12 protein-coding genes are annotated in these 18,366 nt (G+C 70.0%); 6 read left to right on the top strand and 6 right to left on the bottom strand.

What is annotated here, in order from left to right; genetic code table 11:
• Nucleotides 1-174 precede the first annotated feature (174 nt).
• Both ACEZDG_RS19285 and ACEZDG_RS19280 read right to left on the bottom strand, forming a co-directional pair.
• The gene (locus tag ACEZDG_RS19285; protein WP_380510948.1) at nucleotides 175-558 is read right to left on the bottom strand and encodes a PPOX class F420-dependent oxidoreductase; all 384 of its coding nucleotides are present in this window, start codon (nucleotides 556-558) and stop codon (nucleotides 175-177) included.
• 101 nt (nucleotides 559-659) lie between these two features.
• A complete protein-coding gene (locus ACEZDG_RS19280; protein WP_380510945.1) occupies nucleotides 660-1,337 on the bottom strand; it encodes a transglycosylase family protein in 678 nt (225 codons plus the stop codon).
• Nucleotides 1,338-1,881: 544 nt separating this feature from the next.
• On the opposite strand from ACEZDG_RS19280, the gene ACEZDG_RS19275 reads away from it, so the two are divergent.
• Nucleotides 1,882-2,529, top strand: a complete 648-nt coding sequence (locus ACEZDG_RS19275) for a hypothetical protein (protein ID WP_380510942.1) — start codon at nucleotides 1,882-1,884, stop codon at nucleotides 2,527-2,529.
• Nucleotides 2,530-2,617: 88 nt separating this feature from the next.
• On the opposite strand, the gene ACEZDG_RS19270 is transcribed toward ACEZDG_RS19275, so the two are convergent.
• Nucleotides 2,618-6,484 carry a discoidin domain-containing protein gene (locus ACEZDG_RS19270; protein WP_380510939.1) on the bottom strand — a complete coding sequence of 1,289 codons (3,867 nt, stop codon included), beginning with the start codon at nucleotides 6,482-6,484 and terminating at the stop codon, nucleotides 2,618-2,620.
• Nucleotides 6,485-7,084: 600 nt separating this feature from the next.
• On the opposite strand from ACEZDG_RS19270, the gene ACEZDG_RS19265 reads away from it, so the two are divergent.
• The 4 genes from ACEZDG_RS19265 (at nucleotide 7,085) to ACEZDG_RS19245 (ending at nucleotide 12,788) form a co-directional block, all read left to right on the top strand.
• On the top strand, nucleotides 7,085-10,075 hold the full coding sequence (locus ACEZDG_RS19265; RefSeq protein WP_415860278.1) for a discoidin domain-containing protein: 2,991 nt from the start codon (nucleotides 7,085-7,087) through the stop codon (nucleotides 10,073-10,075).
• Between the two features lie 174 nt (nucleotides 10,076-10,249).
• Complete coding sequence (locus ACEZDG_RS19255) at nucleotides 10,250-11,443, top strand: ATP-binding SpoIIE family protein phosphatase (protein ID WP_380510936.1); 1,194 nt, start codon at nucleotides 10,250-10,252, stop codon at nucleotides 11,441-11,443.
• A 29-nt stretch (nucleotides 11,444-11,472) separates the two neighbouring features.
• The gene (locus tag ACEZDG_RS19250; RefSeq protein ID WP_380510934.1) at nucleotides 11,473-12,288 is read left to right on the top strand and encodes an SAM-dependent methyltransferase; all 816 of its coding nucleotides are present in this window, start codon (nucleotides 11,473-11,475) and stop codon (nucleotides 12,286-12,288) included.
• A 44-nt stretch (nucleotides 12,289-12,332) separates the two neighbouring features.
• Nucleotides 12,333-12,788, top strand: a complete 456-nt coding sequence (locus ACEZDG_RS19245; RefSeq protein ID WP_380510931.1) for an RrF2 family transcriptional regulator — start codon at nucleotides 12,333-12,335, stop codon at nucleotides 12,786-12,788.
• Here ACEZDG_RS19245 and ACEZDG_RS19240 read toward each other — a convergent pair.
• The 3 genes from ACEZDG_RS19240 to ACEZDG_RS19230 all read right to left on the bottom strand — a co-directional run bounded on the left by ACEZDG_RS19240 (nucleotide 12,721) and on the right by ACEZDG_RS19230 (nucleotide 17,171).
• On the bottom strand, nucleotides 12,721-14,058 hold the full coding sequence (locus ACEZDG_RS19240) for an MFS transporter (protein WP_380510928.1): 1,338 nt from the start codon (nucleotides 14,056-14,058) through the stop codon (nucleotides 12,721-12,723). The two genes, ACEZDG_RS19245 and ACEZDG_RS19240, sit on opposite strands and share 68 nt — an antisense overlap.
• A 286-nt stretch (nucleotides 14,059-14,344) precedes the next feature.
• Nucleotides 14,345-16,894, bottom strand: a complete 2,550-nt coding sequence (lanKC, locus tag ACEZDG_RS19235) for a class III lanthionine synthetase LanKC (protein ID WP_380510925.1) — start codon at nucleotides 16,892-16,894, stop codon at nucleotides 14,345-14,347.
• A 70-nt stretch (nucleotides 16,895-16,964) separates the two neighbouring features.
• Nucleotides 16,965-17,171: a hypothetical protein gene (locus ACEZDG_RS19230; protein WP_380510922.1), complete on the bottom strand. Its 207-nt coding sequence runs from the start codon at nucleotides 17,169-17,171 to the stop codon at nucleotides 16,965-16,967.
• A 219-nt stretch (nucleotides 17,172-17,390) separates the two neighbouring features.
• Here ACEZDG_RS19230 and ACEZDG_RS19225 point away from each other — a divergent pair, with 219 nt between their 5' ends.
• The gene (locus ACEZDG_RS19225; RefSeq protein WP_380511000.1) at nucleotides 17,391-18,362 is read left to right on the top strand and encodes a helix-turn-helix transcriptional regulator; all 972 of its coding nucleotides are present in this window, start codon (nucleotides 17,391-17,393) and stop codon (nucleotides 18,360-18,362) included.
• Nucleotides 18,363-18,366: the final 4 nt, after the last annotated feature.

Genomic DNA, 18,366 nt, shown 5'->3' with positions numbered 1-18,366 from the left:
CCTGCCGTGGTGCGGTGTGTGGGTCTTCGAGGCCTCCGGCGGCAGGACTCGGCGTTCCGGAGGCATCTGTTCCGCATAAGCGCGGCGCCAGAAACATACGCACACCACACCACAAACCACAACTCACCATGACATGCGTCACGTTTGAACGTGCCTTACTATGTCCCAGCTGTGTCAGCCCACCGGGGTTTCCAGCCCCCAACTGATCACTTTGTAGGGCTGGATCCTGATGAGTTCCTCGCTCATATGGCGGCCATGGTCATGTGGACCGACGACCTGCACCGCTTCCCCACGGATCTCAACCCCGCGCACAGTCCACGGGTTCAGGCTCGCAATGTCGTCGACCACCAGGGAGACATAGCGGTTGCCGGCGACGTTGCGCCATTTTTTCGTCGTGGCCATCGCATAACCGCCGATGTCGATCGTCCCGTCCTCCCGCAGGAAGAAACCGACCGGGTTGGCCTGCGGTCGGCCCTGGGCGTCCACGGTCGCGAGGCGACCGAGCCGCTGGCTCCGCAGATAGGCCAGTTCGCTGTCACTCAGTGAGGGTGTGGTCATCTGCCCACCCTCACACGACTGCGCCCGCGCAGGCATCGGGCCGCGGACCTAGGTCCTGCACGGTCGATACCTGCGCGGGCGCGGGCAGGGGGTGGCTTGGGTCAGCCGATGGTGAGGGTCTGGCCGGGGTAGATGGTGTCGGCGTCGGCGCCGATGGTGGTCTGGTTGGCGGCGTACAGGTCCTGCCAGGTGGTGCCGTGGGCGGCGGCGATGGCACCAAGGGTGTCGCCGGCCTGCACGGTGTAGCTACCGCCGCCGGTGGCGACCGGGGTGGTGGCGGCAGGGGCAGCGGTGTCGGTGGACGTGGTGGTGTCCTGGCTGCTGCTGTCCTGGGTGGCGGTGCTGGCACTGTTGCTGGTGGTGTCGGTGCTGGCGGGGGTGCCGCCTGCGGTCAGGCCGGCCTGGGGGCCGCACACGGGCCAGGCGCCGGGGCCCTGGGAGGCCAGGACGTTCTCGGCCACCGCGATCTGCTGCCCCTGGGTGGCCTGGTCGGCCGAGGACGCGTACGCCGTCCCGCCGTAGGCGGCCCAGGTGGACGGGGTGAACTGCAGACCGCCGTAGAAACCGTTGCCGGTGTTCGCCGACCAGTCGTTGGTGCTCTCACAGGACGCGACCGCGTTCCAGGTGGAACTGTCCGCGGCCGACGCCCCGGTCGCCGTGACCAGGCCGACCACCGGCACCGCGGCGACCGCACCCACCGCCAGCACGGCCCGCAGCCGGTTACGACGCGAAGACACAGCAGCAGCGGTCAGGGTGGAGGTGGCGTGGCGCAGGTTCATACAGATCCTCTCGACAGGCCCCGGGCACCACGCGGCCAACAGCGGCCAGCAGCGGTTCGGACAGGGGGCCCGCCGGCCGGGGCGCCTACCGGACAGGTAGAGGCGCGCAACAACAGCCGGAACGGGCAAACCCGGGGGGTGCTCAGTGCACGTCTCCGACCGTAGGCAACAAACCCCACCAGATCAACGAACCCGACAAAGACCCAGCTCAGAACCCCGTTACCGCCGGTATCCAGACCCCATTCCGACCCCAACAGGGCGGAATCGGGCACCCCAGGACCCCACCCTGTGGTCTAGACCACATATCCGCCGAGTGAGCTGCCCCACACAGTCGACACACAGTCAACGTCAATCACCCGCCGGTCACTGATGATCTTTGATCCGGCGCAATCGCAGCGCGCCGATGTGACGTGGGCCGCACCGCGGCCTCCGCCCCCGCCCGCAAGCCGCCGCGACCACCGTCTGGGTGCATCCGGTTGCCGTCCGTAGCGAGCGGGGTGACGGTGGTGACTGTCCGTCTCTGTTTCGAAGTGAGGGTTTTTCCATGCGTACCGTTCGCATTCGCACTACGCTCGCCTGCGCCGTTCTCGCCTCGGCGGTGGTCGCGGGGGCTTCCGTCCCCAGCGCGTCCGCGACCGTAGTCACTCCCGGTAACTCCGCTCATCACCACGCTGCCCTGCCCGCGGCCCCCGATCCGGCCGCGGCCCTGGGCGCACTGGGTGCGCTGGGCGGCGTGACCCAGGCGGTGTCGAGCCTCGTGTCGAGTGCCACCGCGACCTCGCCGGCTCCGTCCCCGGCTGATCTGCAGGCCAAGATCACCGCACTGACCGACGCCGGAAAGGCGCTCACCGCCGCACTGCCCGCCGCGCCGGTGAAGCCCCCGGTGAAGACTCCGACGAAGACCCCGCCCAAGGCCGGTCCGTCCGACCTCCTGCCGGTCCCCGCGCCGCCGCTGCCGGTACCGGTGCCGCCGGTGCCCGCTCCGGTTCCGCCGCTGCCCGTGCCGGTTCCGGTGCCGGTGAGCGTGCCGGACGCGCTGGCGACGGTCCAGAAGGACGCCGCCGCGCTGGTCGCCGCCGTAACGGCGGCCAACGTCGCCGGGGTCACCGCCGCCCTGACCTCTCTGGTCACCGACACCCTGGCGCTGGTCACGGCCACGGTCGCGGCGCTCACCGTCGCGCTGCCCGCCTGACACCGCAACGCGGTGGTGCCCCGGAAGCCGACGGCCTCCGGGGCACCACTGTGTTCTGCTACTGCTGCGTTCTGCTACTGCTGGATACCTACGGGTTCACAGTGATCGTGAACGTGGAGGTGGTGTTCTGGATGTTGACGAAGTTGTTGCTCTCCGTCAGGTGGTTGAACACCGCCGTGCCGACCGCAGGTCCCTGGCCCGACTCGGGCTGCTGGTTGGCCCAGATGCCGTAGCCGGACTTGGCGTTGTAGGCGTCACCGCTCTGCTGGGCGCCGGTGATGGACACATTGGTGAAGATGGTGTCGGTCACCGGGTTGAGCGGAGTGCTGCCCGAGTAGTCCGTCTGGAACATGATGCCGGAGTACGTCGGGTCGGTGATGTCCACGTTGTTGACCCTGATCCCCTGGAACGGCTGGGTCGCGGAGAAGACCCAGATCGCCGGGAAGACCTGCCCGCCCCAGAAGTGCCCGCCGTCACGTACCAGCGAGGCGTTCTGGATGGTGGTGGGCTGGGTGCCGAAGCCCTGGAAGGGGTAGCCGAAGTTCAGCGAGCTGATGGTGATGCCCGCGTAGGTCAGCGTGTCCGCCACGTACAGGTTCTGCAGGGTGTTGTTCTCGCCGCCGTAGACGGCGATGCCTGCCGCCCGCCACGGGGTGACCGCGGTCAGGTTCTGGAAGGTGTTCCCGGACAGGTCCGAGCTGTTGTGGTCGGTGGCGGCGAACAGCGCGAAGCTGTCGTCACCGGTGGACCGCGCCTCGTCATTGCTGACCAGGTTGTTCTGGCTGCCGTTGGTGAGGTTGATGCCGTCCGCGAAGGTGTCGCGGATGCGCATGTTGGTGGCGGTCAGGCCACTGACGTGGGTGCCCCAGATCCCGACCACCGTGTGCTCGATCCACACGTTGTCGACCGTCAGGTTGGTGACGTCGGTCAGGTCGAAGACCTTGCCCGGGCCGTCGATGCGGGAGGTGTAGTTCCCGAAGAAGGCGAACCCGGAGAGCGTGGATCCGCTCGCGGTGGTCTGGACCGAGAATCCGGCGTCGGTGTTGGCCTGGGTCTGGTCGGTGCTGAACTGGGTGTACCAGGGTCCGGCGCCGACGACCTTGATGGCCTTCTGGCCGATCTGGAACTTGCCGGTGGTCTGGTACTGCCCGGCGGGCAGGTAGACGCCGGTGTAGGTGCTGGAGTTGGCGACGGTGGTCAGGGCGTTCTGCACGTCCTGCTGGCCGAAGCCGGCCGGCACCAGGTACTTGGTCGGGTCCGGGTTGGCGACCGGGGCGACCTGCTCGGTGTTGATGTAGTCGATCGCGTACTGCGAGGTGTTGGCGGCGTCCTTCTGCAGCCGGATCACGCTGTTGGCGGGAACCGGGGTGTTCAGGATGACATGGGCCTCGTCGTAGATGTGGCGCGGTCCGGCGGCCGACGGGTCGTTGCCGGGCCCGGTCTCGGCCCCGTAGAGCCAGGCGTACTTGGAGTTGAGGGTGATGGTCTGGGCGAAGGTGCCGTTGACGTAGACGTCCAGGGTGGCGGTGGTGCCGCCGCCGCCCGCCGCGTCGGGGATGGAGAAGCGGGTGACCAGGGTGTTGGTCGGGTCGGTGGTGTTCCACTGGACGTAGGAGCCGGTGGAGTTGAGGGTGACGGCCTTGCGGCCGGAGGCCTCGCCGGCCAGGTCGCCGATGGTGCGGTTGGGACCGACCACGGCCGCCCCGCCGCCGATCATGCCGTCCTCGGCCTCGTAGGAGTCGTAGGGCATGTTGGCGCCACGACCGACGAAGAACGAGGTGTCGGAGGTGTTGTTGCCCTGCTTGATCGGCAGTTCGTTGGCGTCCACGGCGATCTGCGTGTGCAGGGTGTACTTGCCGTTGACGGCGGTCCAGGAGCCCATGGCGACCGGGGTGCTGGAGGCACCCGGAGCCAGGCTGCCGGAGTAGCTGCCGGTCAGGGTCTTGACCACGCTGTTGTTGCTGTCGAGCAGGGTGAGTGTGATCGCGTGCGCCCCGGAGGCGGTGGCGACCGTGCCCTGGTTCTTCAGCGTGACCGCGAAGTTGACGGCGTTTCCGGCCGAGGGAGTGCTCGGGCTGGAGGTGACGGCACCGGACACCAGGTCCGAGCTCTGCACCGGGGCCACGACCAGGTTGGTCGGGTTGGTGTAGGAGTTGTTGGCGTCATTGGTCTCGATGACCGCGTTCGCCTCGTCGACCTTCGCCGTCAGCGCGTAGCTGCCGGCCGTCTGGGTGCCGATGTTGGCGCTGACGGTGCTGGACGCACCCGCAGCGAGGCCCGCGACCGCCGCGGTGCCCACCTTGGTGGTGCCCAGGTAGAAGTTGACGTTGGTGGCGCCCGCAGCCGCGGTGCCGCTGTTCTTGACCGTCGCCGACACGGTCACCGGGTCGGTCTCGACCGGTGCGGTGGGGCTCCAGGTGGAGCTGGTGACGGTCAGGTCGGGGTTGGGCGCGGGCACGCCGATCACCTGGAACTCGGCGGCCTGGCCGCCGGGGGCTCCGCTGTTGCTGGTGATCGACAGCTCGACGTCCGCCACCCGCGCGGTCACCGGGATGGTGACGGTGTTGCCGGTGGCCGGGTTGAAGGTGTAGCTCTGCGCGGCGGCGATGGTGGTGAAGCCGGTCGCGCTCTGCTCACGGCCCAGCACCTGGATGGTCTGGGTCCGGGTGCCCCACGAGGAGTCCGGGTTCAGCTTGACCACCACGGAGCTGACATCGGCGTTGGAGCCGAGCTGCACGGTGAGCTGGCTGGGGTAGGACGCGCCCTCGAAGTAGGTCGCGGTGTTGTCGTCGTTGGCGTTGGTGGCCACGAAGGTGAAGGTGGCCGGGGTGCCGGTGATCGGCTTGCCGACCGCCAGGTTGGTGCCCGTGCCGCCGCCGGAGCCGGTGCGGGTGACGGTGTTGCTGTTGGCCGACTGGTTGCCCGCCGCGTCATGGGCCCGCACGTAGTACGAGACCGTGGCGGTGTCCGGCTGCGAGTCGGTGTAGGTCAGCCCGGTCACCGTGGTCGCCAGGGCGCCGTTGCGGTACACGTCGTACCCGGTCACCCCGGTGTCGTCGGTGGACGCGGTCCAGGTCAGCTTGATCTGGCCGGAGGCCGGGGAGGTGTAGGCCAGGTTGCCGGGGGCGGTCGGCGGAGTGGTGTCCACCGGGGCGCTGCCGGTACGGGTGACCGTGTTGCTGTTGCCCGACTGGTTGCCCGCCGCGTCATGGGCCCGCACGTAGTACGAGACCGTCGCCGTGTCCGGCTGCGAGTCGGTGTAGGTCAGCCCGGTCACCGTGGTGGCCAGCACGCCGTTGCGGTACAGGTCGTACCCGGTCACCCCGACATTGTCGGTGGACGCGTTCCAGGTCAGCTTGATCTGACCCGAGGCGGGCGAGGTGTACGCAAGACCGGTCGGCGCGGACGGCGGAGTCGTGTCGCCGGCGGCGGGACCGTAGACCTCGAACTCGGAGATCTGGCCGGCCGGCCAGCCCGTGTTGGCGGTGATCAGCAGCCGTACGTAGCGTGTCGTCACCGTCGGAACGGTGACGGTCACGGTGTTCGCCGTGGACGGGTTGAAGGTGTAGGCCGCCGAGGCGACCAGGGTGGAGAAGTTGCTGTTGTCCGAGCTGCCCTGGACCGTCAGGGTCTCCGACCGGGTGCTCCAGGCCGTGGCCGGCGGGAGCTTCAGCACCAGCTGGTTGACGCTGACCGATGCGCCGAGGTCGACCTGCAGCCACTGCGGGAACGCGTTGTTGGCGCTCTCCCAGTAGCTCGACTGGTCTCCGTCATTGGCATTGCCTGCGCCATACGACTGGGTGCTGCTGCTGGAACTCATGGTCTTGCCGGACGCCAGGTTGGTGCCCGCTGCCGAGGCCGATGCCATGTTCAGCACCGGCACCATGGCGACCAGCAGCCCGATCAGGGCCAGGACCACGGTCCTGGCTCTTGAGGACCTTCCACTACTTCGCATGCTCATCCTCTGCATTTGCGTGACTTCAGCTGCTTGTTCGACGGGTGGGTAGTACGGACGCAGGCGCACGCACGGGGGTGGCGAGCGACCGTGCGCAGGCGGGGTCGGCATCACATGGCTCTCCGGGTGGGGCGGAGAAGGCAGGGCGCGGAGTCCGGGGACTTGCGCTACGCATCGCTAATTGCAGGTGGCGGCTTGGTGGTTAGCGTATGACTGCGAGTATTTTGCATCCGGCGATCAGGAAGTTACAGAGCTGACCTGGTTGCGTCAATGGATCGCACAGAGCAGGCTCACATTTGATGCGCGGGAGGCCTGTGCAAGAGGTGGCGTCGGGGACGACTTTTGGCCGGGCCCAAACGGCGAGGAAGCAGGCCGCAGAGGGGTCGACCCCACCCTCACCAGGGACTGCACACTGCAAGCAACTTGCACAAGTCGCAAACTTACTGACGTTACGTCTCGTTTTTGCACTGCACCATGGACTTAATGAAACGTAGCCCCTACTCTCACTTCACCCGGCGGAAACCTTACTGTCACGCGACGGAAGCCTCCGTACCGGCAGCCCCACCCCCACCCCGCTGCCCATAAGGATGTGGATCAGCCATGCAGACGCCCCTGAGACGTCCGCACCTCTCGCGCGGCATCGCGCTGCTCACCACGGCCGCGCTCGCCTGCGCGGGCCTGGTGACCGGAGTGATCGCCACCGCCGCCCCCGCTCACGCCGCAGGTGTTCCTACCCTCTCCCCACTGGCCGTCAGCGGCCGTGGTGCGACAGTGCCGTTCATCGAACAGGAGGCCGAGTACGCCGCCACCAATGGGACCGTGATCGGTCCCGACCGGCTGTACGGGCACCTCGCCTCCGAGGCTTCGGGCCGGCAGGCGGTCACCCTCAGCGCGACCGGGCAGTACGTCGAGTTCACCCTGACCGCACCGGCCAACTCGATCGACTTCCGGTACAGCCTGCCGGACTCGGCGGACGGCAAGGGGCGCAATGCCTCGATCGACCTGCTGGCCAACGGCAACCTGCTCAAGAGCGTTCCGGTCACCTCCAAGTACAGCTGGTACTACGGGGGTTACCCGTTCAACAACAACCCGGGCGACACCAACCCGCACCACTTCTTCGACGAGACCCGGACCATGTTCGGCTCGACCCTGCCGATCGGGACCAAGATCCGGCTGCAGGTGTCCTCGACCGCCCAGTCCCCCACCTTCACCATCGACCTGGCCGACTTCGAGAACGTCGCGCCCGCGATCGCCAAGCCCGCGGGGGCCATTGACGCGGTGGCGGACTTCGGCGCGGACCCGACCGGGGCCACCGACTCCACCGCCGACATCCAGGCCGCCGTCAACGCCGGTCAGGCGCAGGGCCGTACGGTGTACCTGCCGCAGGGCAACTACACCCTCTACGACCATGTGATCGTGGACGGGGTGACGCTGGCCGGCGCCGGTCCCTGGTACACCGTGCTCGGCGGCCGTGACCCGGTGAACCGCAACCGCGCGGCCGGCATCTACGGCAAGTACGTGGCCGGCGGCGGCTACGGCGGCGCGATCCGGCCGCAGGAGGCCGGCGGCCCCAGCAAGAACGTGGTGCTCAAGGACTTCGCCATCATCGGCGACATCCAGGAGCGGGTGGACGACGACCAAGTCAACGCCATCGGCGGGGCCATGTCCAACTCGGTGATCGACGACCTGTGGATCCAGCACACCAAGGTCGGCGCCTGGATGGACGGCCCGATGGACAATTTCAAGATCGAGAACAGCCGGATCCTGGACCAGACCGCCGACGGCGTGAACTTCCACACCGGCGTCACCAACTCGACTGTCACCAACACCTTCCTGCGCAACACCGGTGACGACGGCCTGGCGTCCTGGCCGGAGCGGGTGCCCAACGTGGGCGACAGCTTCACCCACAACACCATGGTGCTGCCGATCCTGGCGAACAACATCGTCACCTACGGCGGGAAGAACTTCACCATCTCCGACAACGTGATGGCGGACACCATCACCAACGGCGGCGGCCTGCACATCGCCAACCGCTACCCGGGGGTCACGGCAGGCAACGGCACAGCCGTCGCCGGAACCATCACCGCTGCTCGAAATACCCTGATACGCACCGGCAACAGCGACTTCAACTGGCAGTTCGGAGTCGGCGCGATCTGGTTCGACGGCTTGAACGGGCCCATCTCCGGGGCCACCATCAATGTCACCGACACCGACATCCTGGACAGTTCCTACGAGGCGATCCAGACCATCGAGGGCCCGGTCAGCGGCATCAACCTCACCAATGTGAACATCGACGGGGCCGGCACCTACGCCGTCCAGGCCCAGGTCGCGGCGAACATGACCTTCACCAATGTGAAGGCCAAGAACATCGCCCAGGCCGCCACCCCGATCCAGAACTGCGTCGGCTCCAGCTTTGTGATCACCGACGGCGGCGGCAACTCCGGCTGGAACACCGGGACCACCTGCTCCGGCAACTGGCCCGCCCCGGTCTGGACCTACGGCGGCGTGCCCACCGGCGGTGGCGGCAACGGCACCCCGACGCCCACCCCGACCCCCACGCCCACCCCGACGCCGACTCCCACCCCGACCCCGACCAGCACGCCGACCCCGACGCCGACCCCGACGACCACGCCCACCTGCCCCACCGGCAGCGGCAACCTGGCCTCGGGCAAGACCGCCATCGCGTCGAGCAGCACCCAGAACTACGGTGCGGGCAACGCCGTCGACGCTGACGCCAGCAGCTACTGGGAGAGCGCCAACAACGCCTTCCCGCAGTGGATCCAGGCCGATCTCGGCTGCTCCACCAGCGTCAACAAGGTCGTCCTGAAGCTGCCCCCGGCCACCGCGTGGAACGCCCGTACCGAGACCGTCTCGGTCCAGGGCTCCACCGACGGAAGCAACTTCAGCGCGATCAGCGCGCCGGCCGACTACGCCTTCGACCCGGCCAGCGGGAACACCGCCACCATCACCCTCCCGGCCAGCACCGTCCGCTTCCTGCGGCTCACCTTCACCGGCAACACGGCGTGGCCGGCCGCGCAGCTGTCCGACTTCCAGATCTTCGGCAACGGCGCGACCAGCACCCCGACCCCGACCCCGACGCCCACACCGACCCCCACGCCCACACCGACGCCGACCCCCACACCGACGCCCACCCCGACCTGCTCCGCGGGCAGCGGCAACGTCGCCCAGGGCAAGACGGCCACGGCCTCCAGCAACACCCAGAACTACGGTCCCGGCAACGCCGTCGACGGTGACGCCAACAGCTACTGGGAGAGCAACAACAACGCCTTCCCGCAGTGGATCCAGACCGACCTCGGCTGCTCCACCAGCATCGGCCGGGTGGTACTGAAGCTGCCCCCGGCCACCGCCTGGGCAGCCCGCAGCCAGACCCTCACCGTCCAGGGCTCGACCGACGGTTCGTCCTGGACCACACTCAAGGCATCCGCCGCGTACACCTTCGACCCCGCCACCGGGAACACCGTCACCATCACCTTCCCGGCGAGCAGCAACCGCTACCTGCGGGTAACCTTCACCGCCAACAGCGGCTGGCCGGCCGGTCAGCTGTCCGAACTGCAGGCCTACGCGGCCTGACCCGACCCCCATCCGGGGACCGCGCCCCGGCCGCCATCGGCGGCCGGGGCGCGTCGTCATATTTGCTAAAATCTGATGTGATCTGATCAGAACTGGCTCCCCGTTCGGCCTGAGTGGAACGTAAGGTGCTACTTACAGGGCGCAGCCAGAACGCGATCGGGAGGAGTTCCGGCGATGCTCGAACTGTTCCCGCAGCCCGCGGAGCCCGCCGCGGACGAACTGCAGCACGCGCGGCCCGACGAGAACGGCCCGGACCGGACCGGCGAGTCGGTGCTCGAACTCGCGGTGGAACTGCAGCGCAGCCTGCTCCCCCGGCTCGCCCCGCGACTCCCCGGCGTCGACATCGCCTACCGCTACCTGCCCAGCAATGACGTGATCCAGGTCGGCGGGGACTGGTTCGACGCGATGGTGCTGCCCGGCAAGCGGATAGGCCTCGTCGTCGGCGATGTGATGGGCCACGGCGTCGCGTCGGCGGTCATGATGGGCCAGCTCCGCACCGCCGTGCAGACCCTCGCCATGCTCGGCCTGCCCCCGCACGAACTGCTGCGGCACCTGGACGAGACCGCCCGGCGGCTCTCCGACACCCACCTGGCGACCTGCCTGTACGCGGTCTACGACCCGGTGACCGGGCGCTGCACCCTCGCCAACGCCGGCCATCTGCCGCCGGTGCTGGCCCGTCCCGGCGAACCGGGACGGCTGCTGAAGATCCCCACCGGCGTGCCGATCGGCGTCGGCGGCCATGCCTTCGACTCCGTGGACTTCCAGATCGCCGACGGCGAGACCATGGCGCTCTACACCGACGGCCTGGTCGAGACCCCGGGACGGGACATCGACGAGGGCCTGGAGATCCTCCGCGCCGCCGTGCCGAACCACCCGGTGCCGCTCGACCTGGCCTGCAGCGCCGTGGTCGACGCGCTGGGCAGCACCCCGCGCGAGGACGACGCCGCGCTGCTCATGGCCAGGTTCCACGGGATCCCGGCCCGCCATGTGGCCTCCTGGGCGCTGGAGCCGGTGCCGCGGGCGGCCGGCCAGGCCCGGCGGCTGCTGCGGCGCACCCTGGGCGGCTGGGGCCTCGGGCACCTCGCCGACACCGCCGAACTGCTGGTCAGTGAGCTGATCAGCAACAGCGTGCGGTTCGCCTCCCGTCCGATCGGTGTGCGCCTGCTCTACACCGACACGCTGACCTGCGAGGTCCACGACGACTCGCACACCCTCCCGGTACCGCGGACCGCGCATCATCTCAATGAGTCAGGGCGCGGGCTGTCGATCATCAGTACGCTGGCGCAGCGCTGGGGCACCAACCGCACCGACACCGGGAAGATCGTCTGGTTCGAGCTCGATCCCGAGCCCTCGGCCGCCGACGAGTGACCTGTCGGCAGGCCGACGGAGAGGACGACATGACCGACCAGAAGTGGATTCCCGAGGGAGTCGACCCGGAACGACCGAGCATCGCCCGGATCTACGACTTCTACCTCGGCGGGAACCACAATCTGCCCGCCGACCGGGAGGCGGCGCGCGAGGTCATCGAGACCATGCCGGAACTCCCCGAGATCATGCGGATCAACCGGGCCTTCCTGCGGCGCTGCGTGCGCTACCTGGTCGACTCCGGCATCGGCAACTTCCTCGACCTGGGGTCGGGCATCCCCACCGCCGGCAATGTGCACGAGATCGCCCAGGCCGTCGACCCCACCGCGCGCATCGTCTACGTGGACAGCGACCCGGTCGCCGTCGCGCACAGCCAGGAGATCCTGGCCGGGAACGACCGGGCGCTGATCGTCGCCGCCGACCTGCGCGACGCCGGGGCGGTGCTCGGCAACCCGGAGGTCGACCGGCTGCTGCTGCTGGGCCTGGGCGAGCCGCTGGCGGTGCTGATGAGCGCCGTGCTGCACTTCGTCCCCGACGACGCCGAGGCCGCGGCCCTGGTCGCCGCCTACCGCGACGCGATGCCCTCCGGGAGCTATCTGGCGCTCTCCCACGCCAGCCACCGCCAGGAGCGGGAGTCGGCCGAGCGGGTCGGCCGGGCCGCCGAGCAGTACTCCCGCACGGTGGCGCCGATGAAGCTGCGCTCGCTGGAGCAGGTCGCCGAGCTGCTGCAGGGATTCGAGCTGGTCGAGCCCGGAATCGTCTACTGCACCCAGTGGCACCCCGACCCCGAGGACGGCGAGGACCCCGATCCGCTGCCGCAGATCTGCGCGCTCGCCCGCAAGCCGTAGTCACGGGCAGCAGCCGCAGGCCCCCGGGCTGTAGCATCCCAGGTGTGCAGATTTCAGCCAAGGCGGACTACGCGGTACGCGCGATGCTGGAGCTGGCTGCCCACGGGCCCGAGCTGGTCAAGGCCACCATCCTGATCGACCACCAGGGGCTGCCGCGCAAGTTCGTGGAGACCATCCTGGTCGACCTCCGCCGGGCCGGGCTGGTCTGCAGCCAGCGCGGCGCCGACGGCGGCTACACGCTGGCCCGTCCGGCCACCGAGATCTCGCTCGGCTCGATCATCCGGGCGGTGGACGGGCCGCTGGCCGAGGTCCGCGGCCTGCGCCCGCACGAGACCGCCTACTCGGGGGCGGCCGAGCACCTCCCCGACGTCTGGGTCGCGGCCCGGGCCAGCCTGCGCCGGGTGCTGGACGAGACCTCGCTGGCCCAGGCCCTCAGCGGTCGGCTGCCCGCCCATGTGCGGAAGCTGGCCGAATCCCCCGAGGCCTGGCTGCCGCGCTAGGACCGTCCGACGGGACGGCGGGCGCGGGGGGCGGGCGCAGGTCCGGGATGTTCCGCAGGCCGCTGCTGAGAGTGCTGTAGAGCGCGAGGGCGAGCAGCAGGCCGGCGTTCAGCAGCAGCACCACGCCGACCGGCACATGGTCCAGCAGGATTCCGGTGGCCAGCGGTCCGAACGGGACCACCAGCAGCGGGATGAAGCCGCAAGCGGCCTGCACCCGGCCCTGGAGGTGGTCCGGGACGGTGTGCAGCCGGGCGGCGGAGATGACCGCGTTGGCGGCGGGGGTGGCCAGGCAGCACAGCGCGATCACTACAGCGGCGGGGGCGAGGCCGGTGTCCAGGGCGAGCAGCGGGGTCAGCAGCGCGGTGCTCCAGCAGACGGCCAGTACCAGGGTGCGGGGAGAGAAGGCGCGCCCGGCCCGGGCGCAGAACAGCGAGCCGACCAGGTTGCCCGCGCCGGAGACGGCGATCAGCAGGCCGTTGTGCAGCCCGCCGGAGGAACTGGAAGCCCCCTCGGTCATCAGGGTCAGCACGATGCCGGCGAAGGCAAGGTTGACCAGGGCGGCGTTGACCAGCGTGTAGCGCAGGAACGGACTCCGGCGCACCTCCGCCAGGCCGGCGGTGAGATCCCGCAGCAGCCCGGGCCCCGGTTCCGCCGCCGTCCCTGCTTTCGTTTTCGCGGGTGGCCCGGTCGGCAGCAGCACCAGGCTCAGGCAGGCGGCGGAGGCCAGGTAGGAGCCGGCGTCGACCAGGAAGGGCAGCGCGGGGGCGATGGTGTAGAGCGCGGCGCCGAGCAGCGGGCCGGCCAGGGTGGCGGCGGCGGCCCTGGCCTGGCTCAGCGAGACGGCAGCGGTCAGCTGCTCCCTGGGGACCACGTGCCGCAGTGCGGCGGAGGCGGCCGGGCTGAACGGGGCGCTGAAGACGCTGTTCAGCACGGCGACGGCGAGCGCGAGCGGTAGAGAGACCCGATGGGACACGACCGCGAGGGTGAACAGGGCGAAGACCAGCGTGCGGGCCAGGTCGCAGCACACCAGCACCGCCTTGCGGGGCAGCCGGTCCACCAGCAGACCGGCCGGCAGTCCCGCGAACACCGAGGCGAAGACCTCGGCGAAGGTCACCAGGCCGAAGTCGGTGGCCGAGTGGGTGGCCGCCAGCAGCACCAGCGGGAGCGCGATGTACGAGGCCTGGGATCCGAAGCCGGACAACGCGTGGGCGATCCACAGGCGCTGGTAGTCACGGTTGCGGTGCAGCGGGACGAGCGGGCGTTCTTCCACGAGGATCCCTCCCTGGCGCGGCGGCGGCCTGCGGCCGAGGCGGCCGGTACCCGGACTCTGGTCGGGTACCGGCCGCCTCACGGTTCGCAGCGGGAGCGCTGTTACTCGGCGTTGATGGTGTGGCAGACGCCGCTGAGGGTGCTCCACTCGGCGATCTCGCCGCCCTCGGGCTCGGTGACGGACAGGTCCTGCAGGTTCAGGATTTCGGACATGGGAAACCTCCTGGTGTCGGTGGTGCTTCTGCGGCTCCCGGACGGTCGCCCGGGAGAGTCGGTGGGGCCGGGGGTCAGTGGACCGCGCTCAGCCGTGGGTACTGCTCGATGCGTTGCTGCTCAGGTGGATCCGCCAGTCCCGGCAGTTCCAGGTCGGGCCCGTCGGCCGCGCACAGGGCGAGCAGCACACCCGCGGTTCCGGTGGCGACGTCCATGGAGAGCCGCAGCAACTGCTCGCCGGGGAAGGCCAGTCCGTCCCGGTGCGGAATGGCGTGCCAGGACAGCAGGCGCAGGTGCCGTTGCAGCGCCGCCTCGGCGGCGGGGTCCGCACGGTGCCGCGCCAGCAGGGCGATCAGGCCGGCCCGGCCGTTGAAGAGGTTGCTGTGGATGACGAAGGGGGCCCGGGCGGCCAGCAGGGTGCCCTGCAGGGCCTGCGCGAACTGCTCGTCATGGCGGTACCGCAGGTACTGGCCGATGACCAGGCCCACCCCGCCGCTGCCGCCGCCGAGGTAGGGCAGCAGCCTGCTGCCGTCCTGGAGGTTGACCGCACCCTGCGGGCTGGTCCGGCAGTGGGTCAGCTCCGCCCGCAGGGCCGTCGCCGCCAGGTCCAACTGGGCCGGATCACGGTCCTGCTGGTAGCAGTTCAGGAAGAAGGCGGCGATGCCGGCGGCTCCGTGCATCAGCCCGGGTCTGCCGCAGGGCTCCGTCGGCCGCTCCAGCTGTTGGACGAGCCGGTCGGCGACTGCGGCGAGCGGTTCGCGCAATCCGGCATCGCCTGTATTGGACAGGAGTTGACGAAGGGTCAGGCCGATTCCGGCCAGGCCGTCGTGGAGCGAGGCGCTGCGGGTACCGGCGGCCCGGTCCAACAGTTCCAGGCCCTGCTGCGGACGGCCGAGGGCCTGCAGGGTCAGTGCGGCCCCGTGCAGTCCTCCGTAGAGCCCGGGGCGCGGATCAGGGGAGCGCCGGGCGGCCTGCCAGAGCCACTCGAGGTGCTCCTCGTCGACCGGACAGCCGGCGACGGCAAGGGTGTGCAGCACGCCGGCCGCGCCGTGGGCCAGGGTGTAGCCGCCGTCGTGCAGGCCGGCCGGGTCGCCGGGGAACAGCCGGTCGGAACGGCCCGGGGTGGCGCTGGAGCTGATGGCCCGGACCAGGGCCTGCCGCAGTTCCGGACCGGCCGCGCCGGTGAACGGCTCCGAAGGCCGGGGCCGGGGCTGCTGCGGGCGTCGCAGTCCGCGCCGGACGCCCTCGGTGTAGGAGGACGGCACCGGGAACAACCCGGCCATCGCGTCCACCAGTTCGTCCAACTTCGCCGGGTCGAGGTCGAGCAGCACGGTCAGCGGGAGGAACAGGGCCAGCCGCAGGCTGTCCAGGGCGTACTGGTCGCGGGCGGTACCGGTGGCGGCGTGTGCGGCGACGAAGCCGGGGCATCCCATGCTAGGCGCCCGGTCGACCTCCGGACGGTGGGCGACCTCGAAGTCCACCAGGCAGATTCGCCCGTCCGGGCGCAGCATCACATTGGCCGGGTGCAGATCGCCGAAGACCAGCCCACGGGCGTGGACGGCGTCGACGGCCTGCTGCAGCCAGTCGACGATGTCCAGCACCCGGGCGGTGTAGTCGTCGATCGCGGCCCGGTCGGCCCCGGGCCGGGTCAGCGGGTTGTTGCGGACCATGAACTGCCAGAGGGGCTCTCCCTCGATGTACTCCACGGCCAGGTAGTGGTGCTCCCAGACGGTGAACTCCCGGAGCAGCTTCGGGACGCAGTCCAGTCCGGCCAACTGCCGCAGCGCGGCGGCCTCCTGGCGCAGTCGGGTCACCGCGTCCACTCCCGCGCCGTCGAGCCCGGCCAGCGGACGGGCCTCGCGCAGCACCACCTGCTCCCCGCCGAGCGGATCGCGGGCCAGGTAGATGCCGCCGCCGTTGGAGAAGTGCAGCGCCCGTTCGACGGTGTAGGGCAGCGAAACGCCGGCGCCGGTCGCGTCGGCCGCGCGCATCTGCTCGGAGACGAAGTCGGGCGGGGTCAGCCACGGCGGCACCCGGAAGCAGGGGTCGCGGCGGTCGGGTACCAGCACCCCGTCCGGATCGGCCAGGGCGAGCACCCGGCTGCCGTCCTCGGCCGTGCACCAGCGCTGCACGAATCCGCCGTAGCGCAGATACAGCGGTCCGTCGGCCCAGCGCAGATCGCCCAGGATGTAGGGCCCCTGACGGTCCTTCAGCAGTGGTGACAGCTCGTCGAGCACCTGCCGCAGCTGCCGGTCGTCCGCCGGGTAGAGGGTCAGCAGCTTGCCGCTGCTGCCGCGCCGGGCGTACTTGCTGTTGTTGAGCAGGTGGATCCGCCGGTTCGGCAGGAACTTGTGGGCCACGCCGGTCCGCAGGCAGTAGTCGCTGACCAGCTCGACCGTCTGCTCGGCGCCCTCGGTGGTCGCCGAGACGTGCACCTTCCAGCCCTGGTCCGGGAGGCGGGTGCCGGGGCGGGTGAGGTACACCCAGGTCCCGCTCTCGCTGAGCTTCCAGCCGGCCGGAGCCGACCGGTCCGCGGCGGCGAAGCGGTGGTCGTCGGCACGGCCCGCGGGATGGTCGTAGAAGTCCGGGTCAGCACCGGCGTAGACGTGGTGGAGTCCTAACACGGCAGCACCTCCTTCTCAGGGTCTCGCGGGGTCTCGCGGGGTCGATGGGCCGGGAGCCGTTCAGGTCCGGTCAGCCGCCCCAGGTGACGTCGCCGGGGGTCGGCGAGTCGGACGGTGCGGGCGAGCCGGCGGGCGCGGGTCCGGCGTCCGCGACCGCGGTTCCGCCGGTCGGTGCGGAGGAGTGCGGGGAGTTCGCCCGGATCGCGGCCCCGCCGACAAGTACGGCGCTGAGGGCGAGTGCGGCGGCGAGGTTTCTGGCTGCTCGGACGGCAGGCACAGCGTTTCCTCCTTAGCGAGAAGTCTCATTCCCCCCTCCACGTCTCCACCCTGACTCCGAATCAGTACCGATGGAAGGGAACGCTGCTGGACGGATCATGCAATGGCATATTTCGTCCAGGGTCGGCAGCGGGACAACCCGCCCACCCCTACCATTCGTTCACATATGCCATACGCGAATGATTGGGCGGTCTTCGTGCTTGAGGTATTGGGCTTGGACATGGAAGCCGAGCGGGTCTACCGGGCGATGCTCGCCCATCCCAAGGAGAACGTGGCAGCCCTGGGACAGCGGCTGCAGATGCCGGAAACCCAGCTGCACCAGCACCTGTACCAGCTGAACGCGCTGGCGCTGATCCAGCCCTCGGTCCACGAGGACATCGGCTTCCGGGCCATCGACCCGGAGCCCGCGATGGAGGTGCTGCTGACCCGCCAGCAGGTCGATCTGGCGGCCCAGCAGATGCGGGTCGAGGCCTCCAGAGCCGCCGCCGCGCGGCTCATCGCCGAATGCTCCAACCTGCCGCAGCGCGCCGCGGACCCTGACTCGCAGCGGCTCAACGGGCCCGAGGAGATCCGGGCCCAGCTGGAGCGGATCGCCGCGGAGACCTGTCAGCAGATCATGACCTTCGCCCCCGGCGGCGCCCACACCGAGGCCGATCTGGCCGCCAGTCGCGAGCCCAACCGGGCGCTGCTGGAGCGGGGCGTGGCCATGCGCACGGTGTACCTCGACAGCGCCCGCAACCACCAGACCACGCTGGACCACGTCGAGTGGCTGAGTCGGCACGGAGGCCAGGTGCGCACCGCGCCCACCCTGCCGATCCGCATGATCATCTCGGACCGGCGCCGCGCGGTCCTGCCGATCGACACCGCGGACGCCCGGGCCGGCGCGGTGGTACTGGAGGGGGTCGGCACGGTCACCGCGCTGTGCGCCCTGTTCGAGAGCATCTGGGATTCCGCCACCCCGCTGGGCGCGCCACCTGCCCGGGACATCCACGGCATGCCCCCGCAGCAGGCCGAGACCATGCGCCTGCTCGCCCAGGGTCTCACCGACGAGGCCATCGCCAAGCGGCTCGGGGTCTCCCCGCGCACCGCCCGTCGCATCGCCGCCGAGCTGCTGAACGACCTGGAGGCCCACAGCCGGTTCCAGGCAGGGGTCCACGCCGTCCAGAACGGCTGGCTGCCGCCGACCCGGTGACGTG

The organism is Streptacidiphilus alkalitolerans (assembly GCF_042511045.1).
Lineage (GTDB): Bacteria > Actinomycetota > Actinomycetes > Streptomycetales > Streptomycetaceae > Streptacidiphilus > Streptacidiphilus alkalitolerans.
The sequence above is the reverse complement of the archived record's forward strand: the minus strand, read 5'-3'. Positions and strand labels throughout refer to the sequence as shown.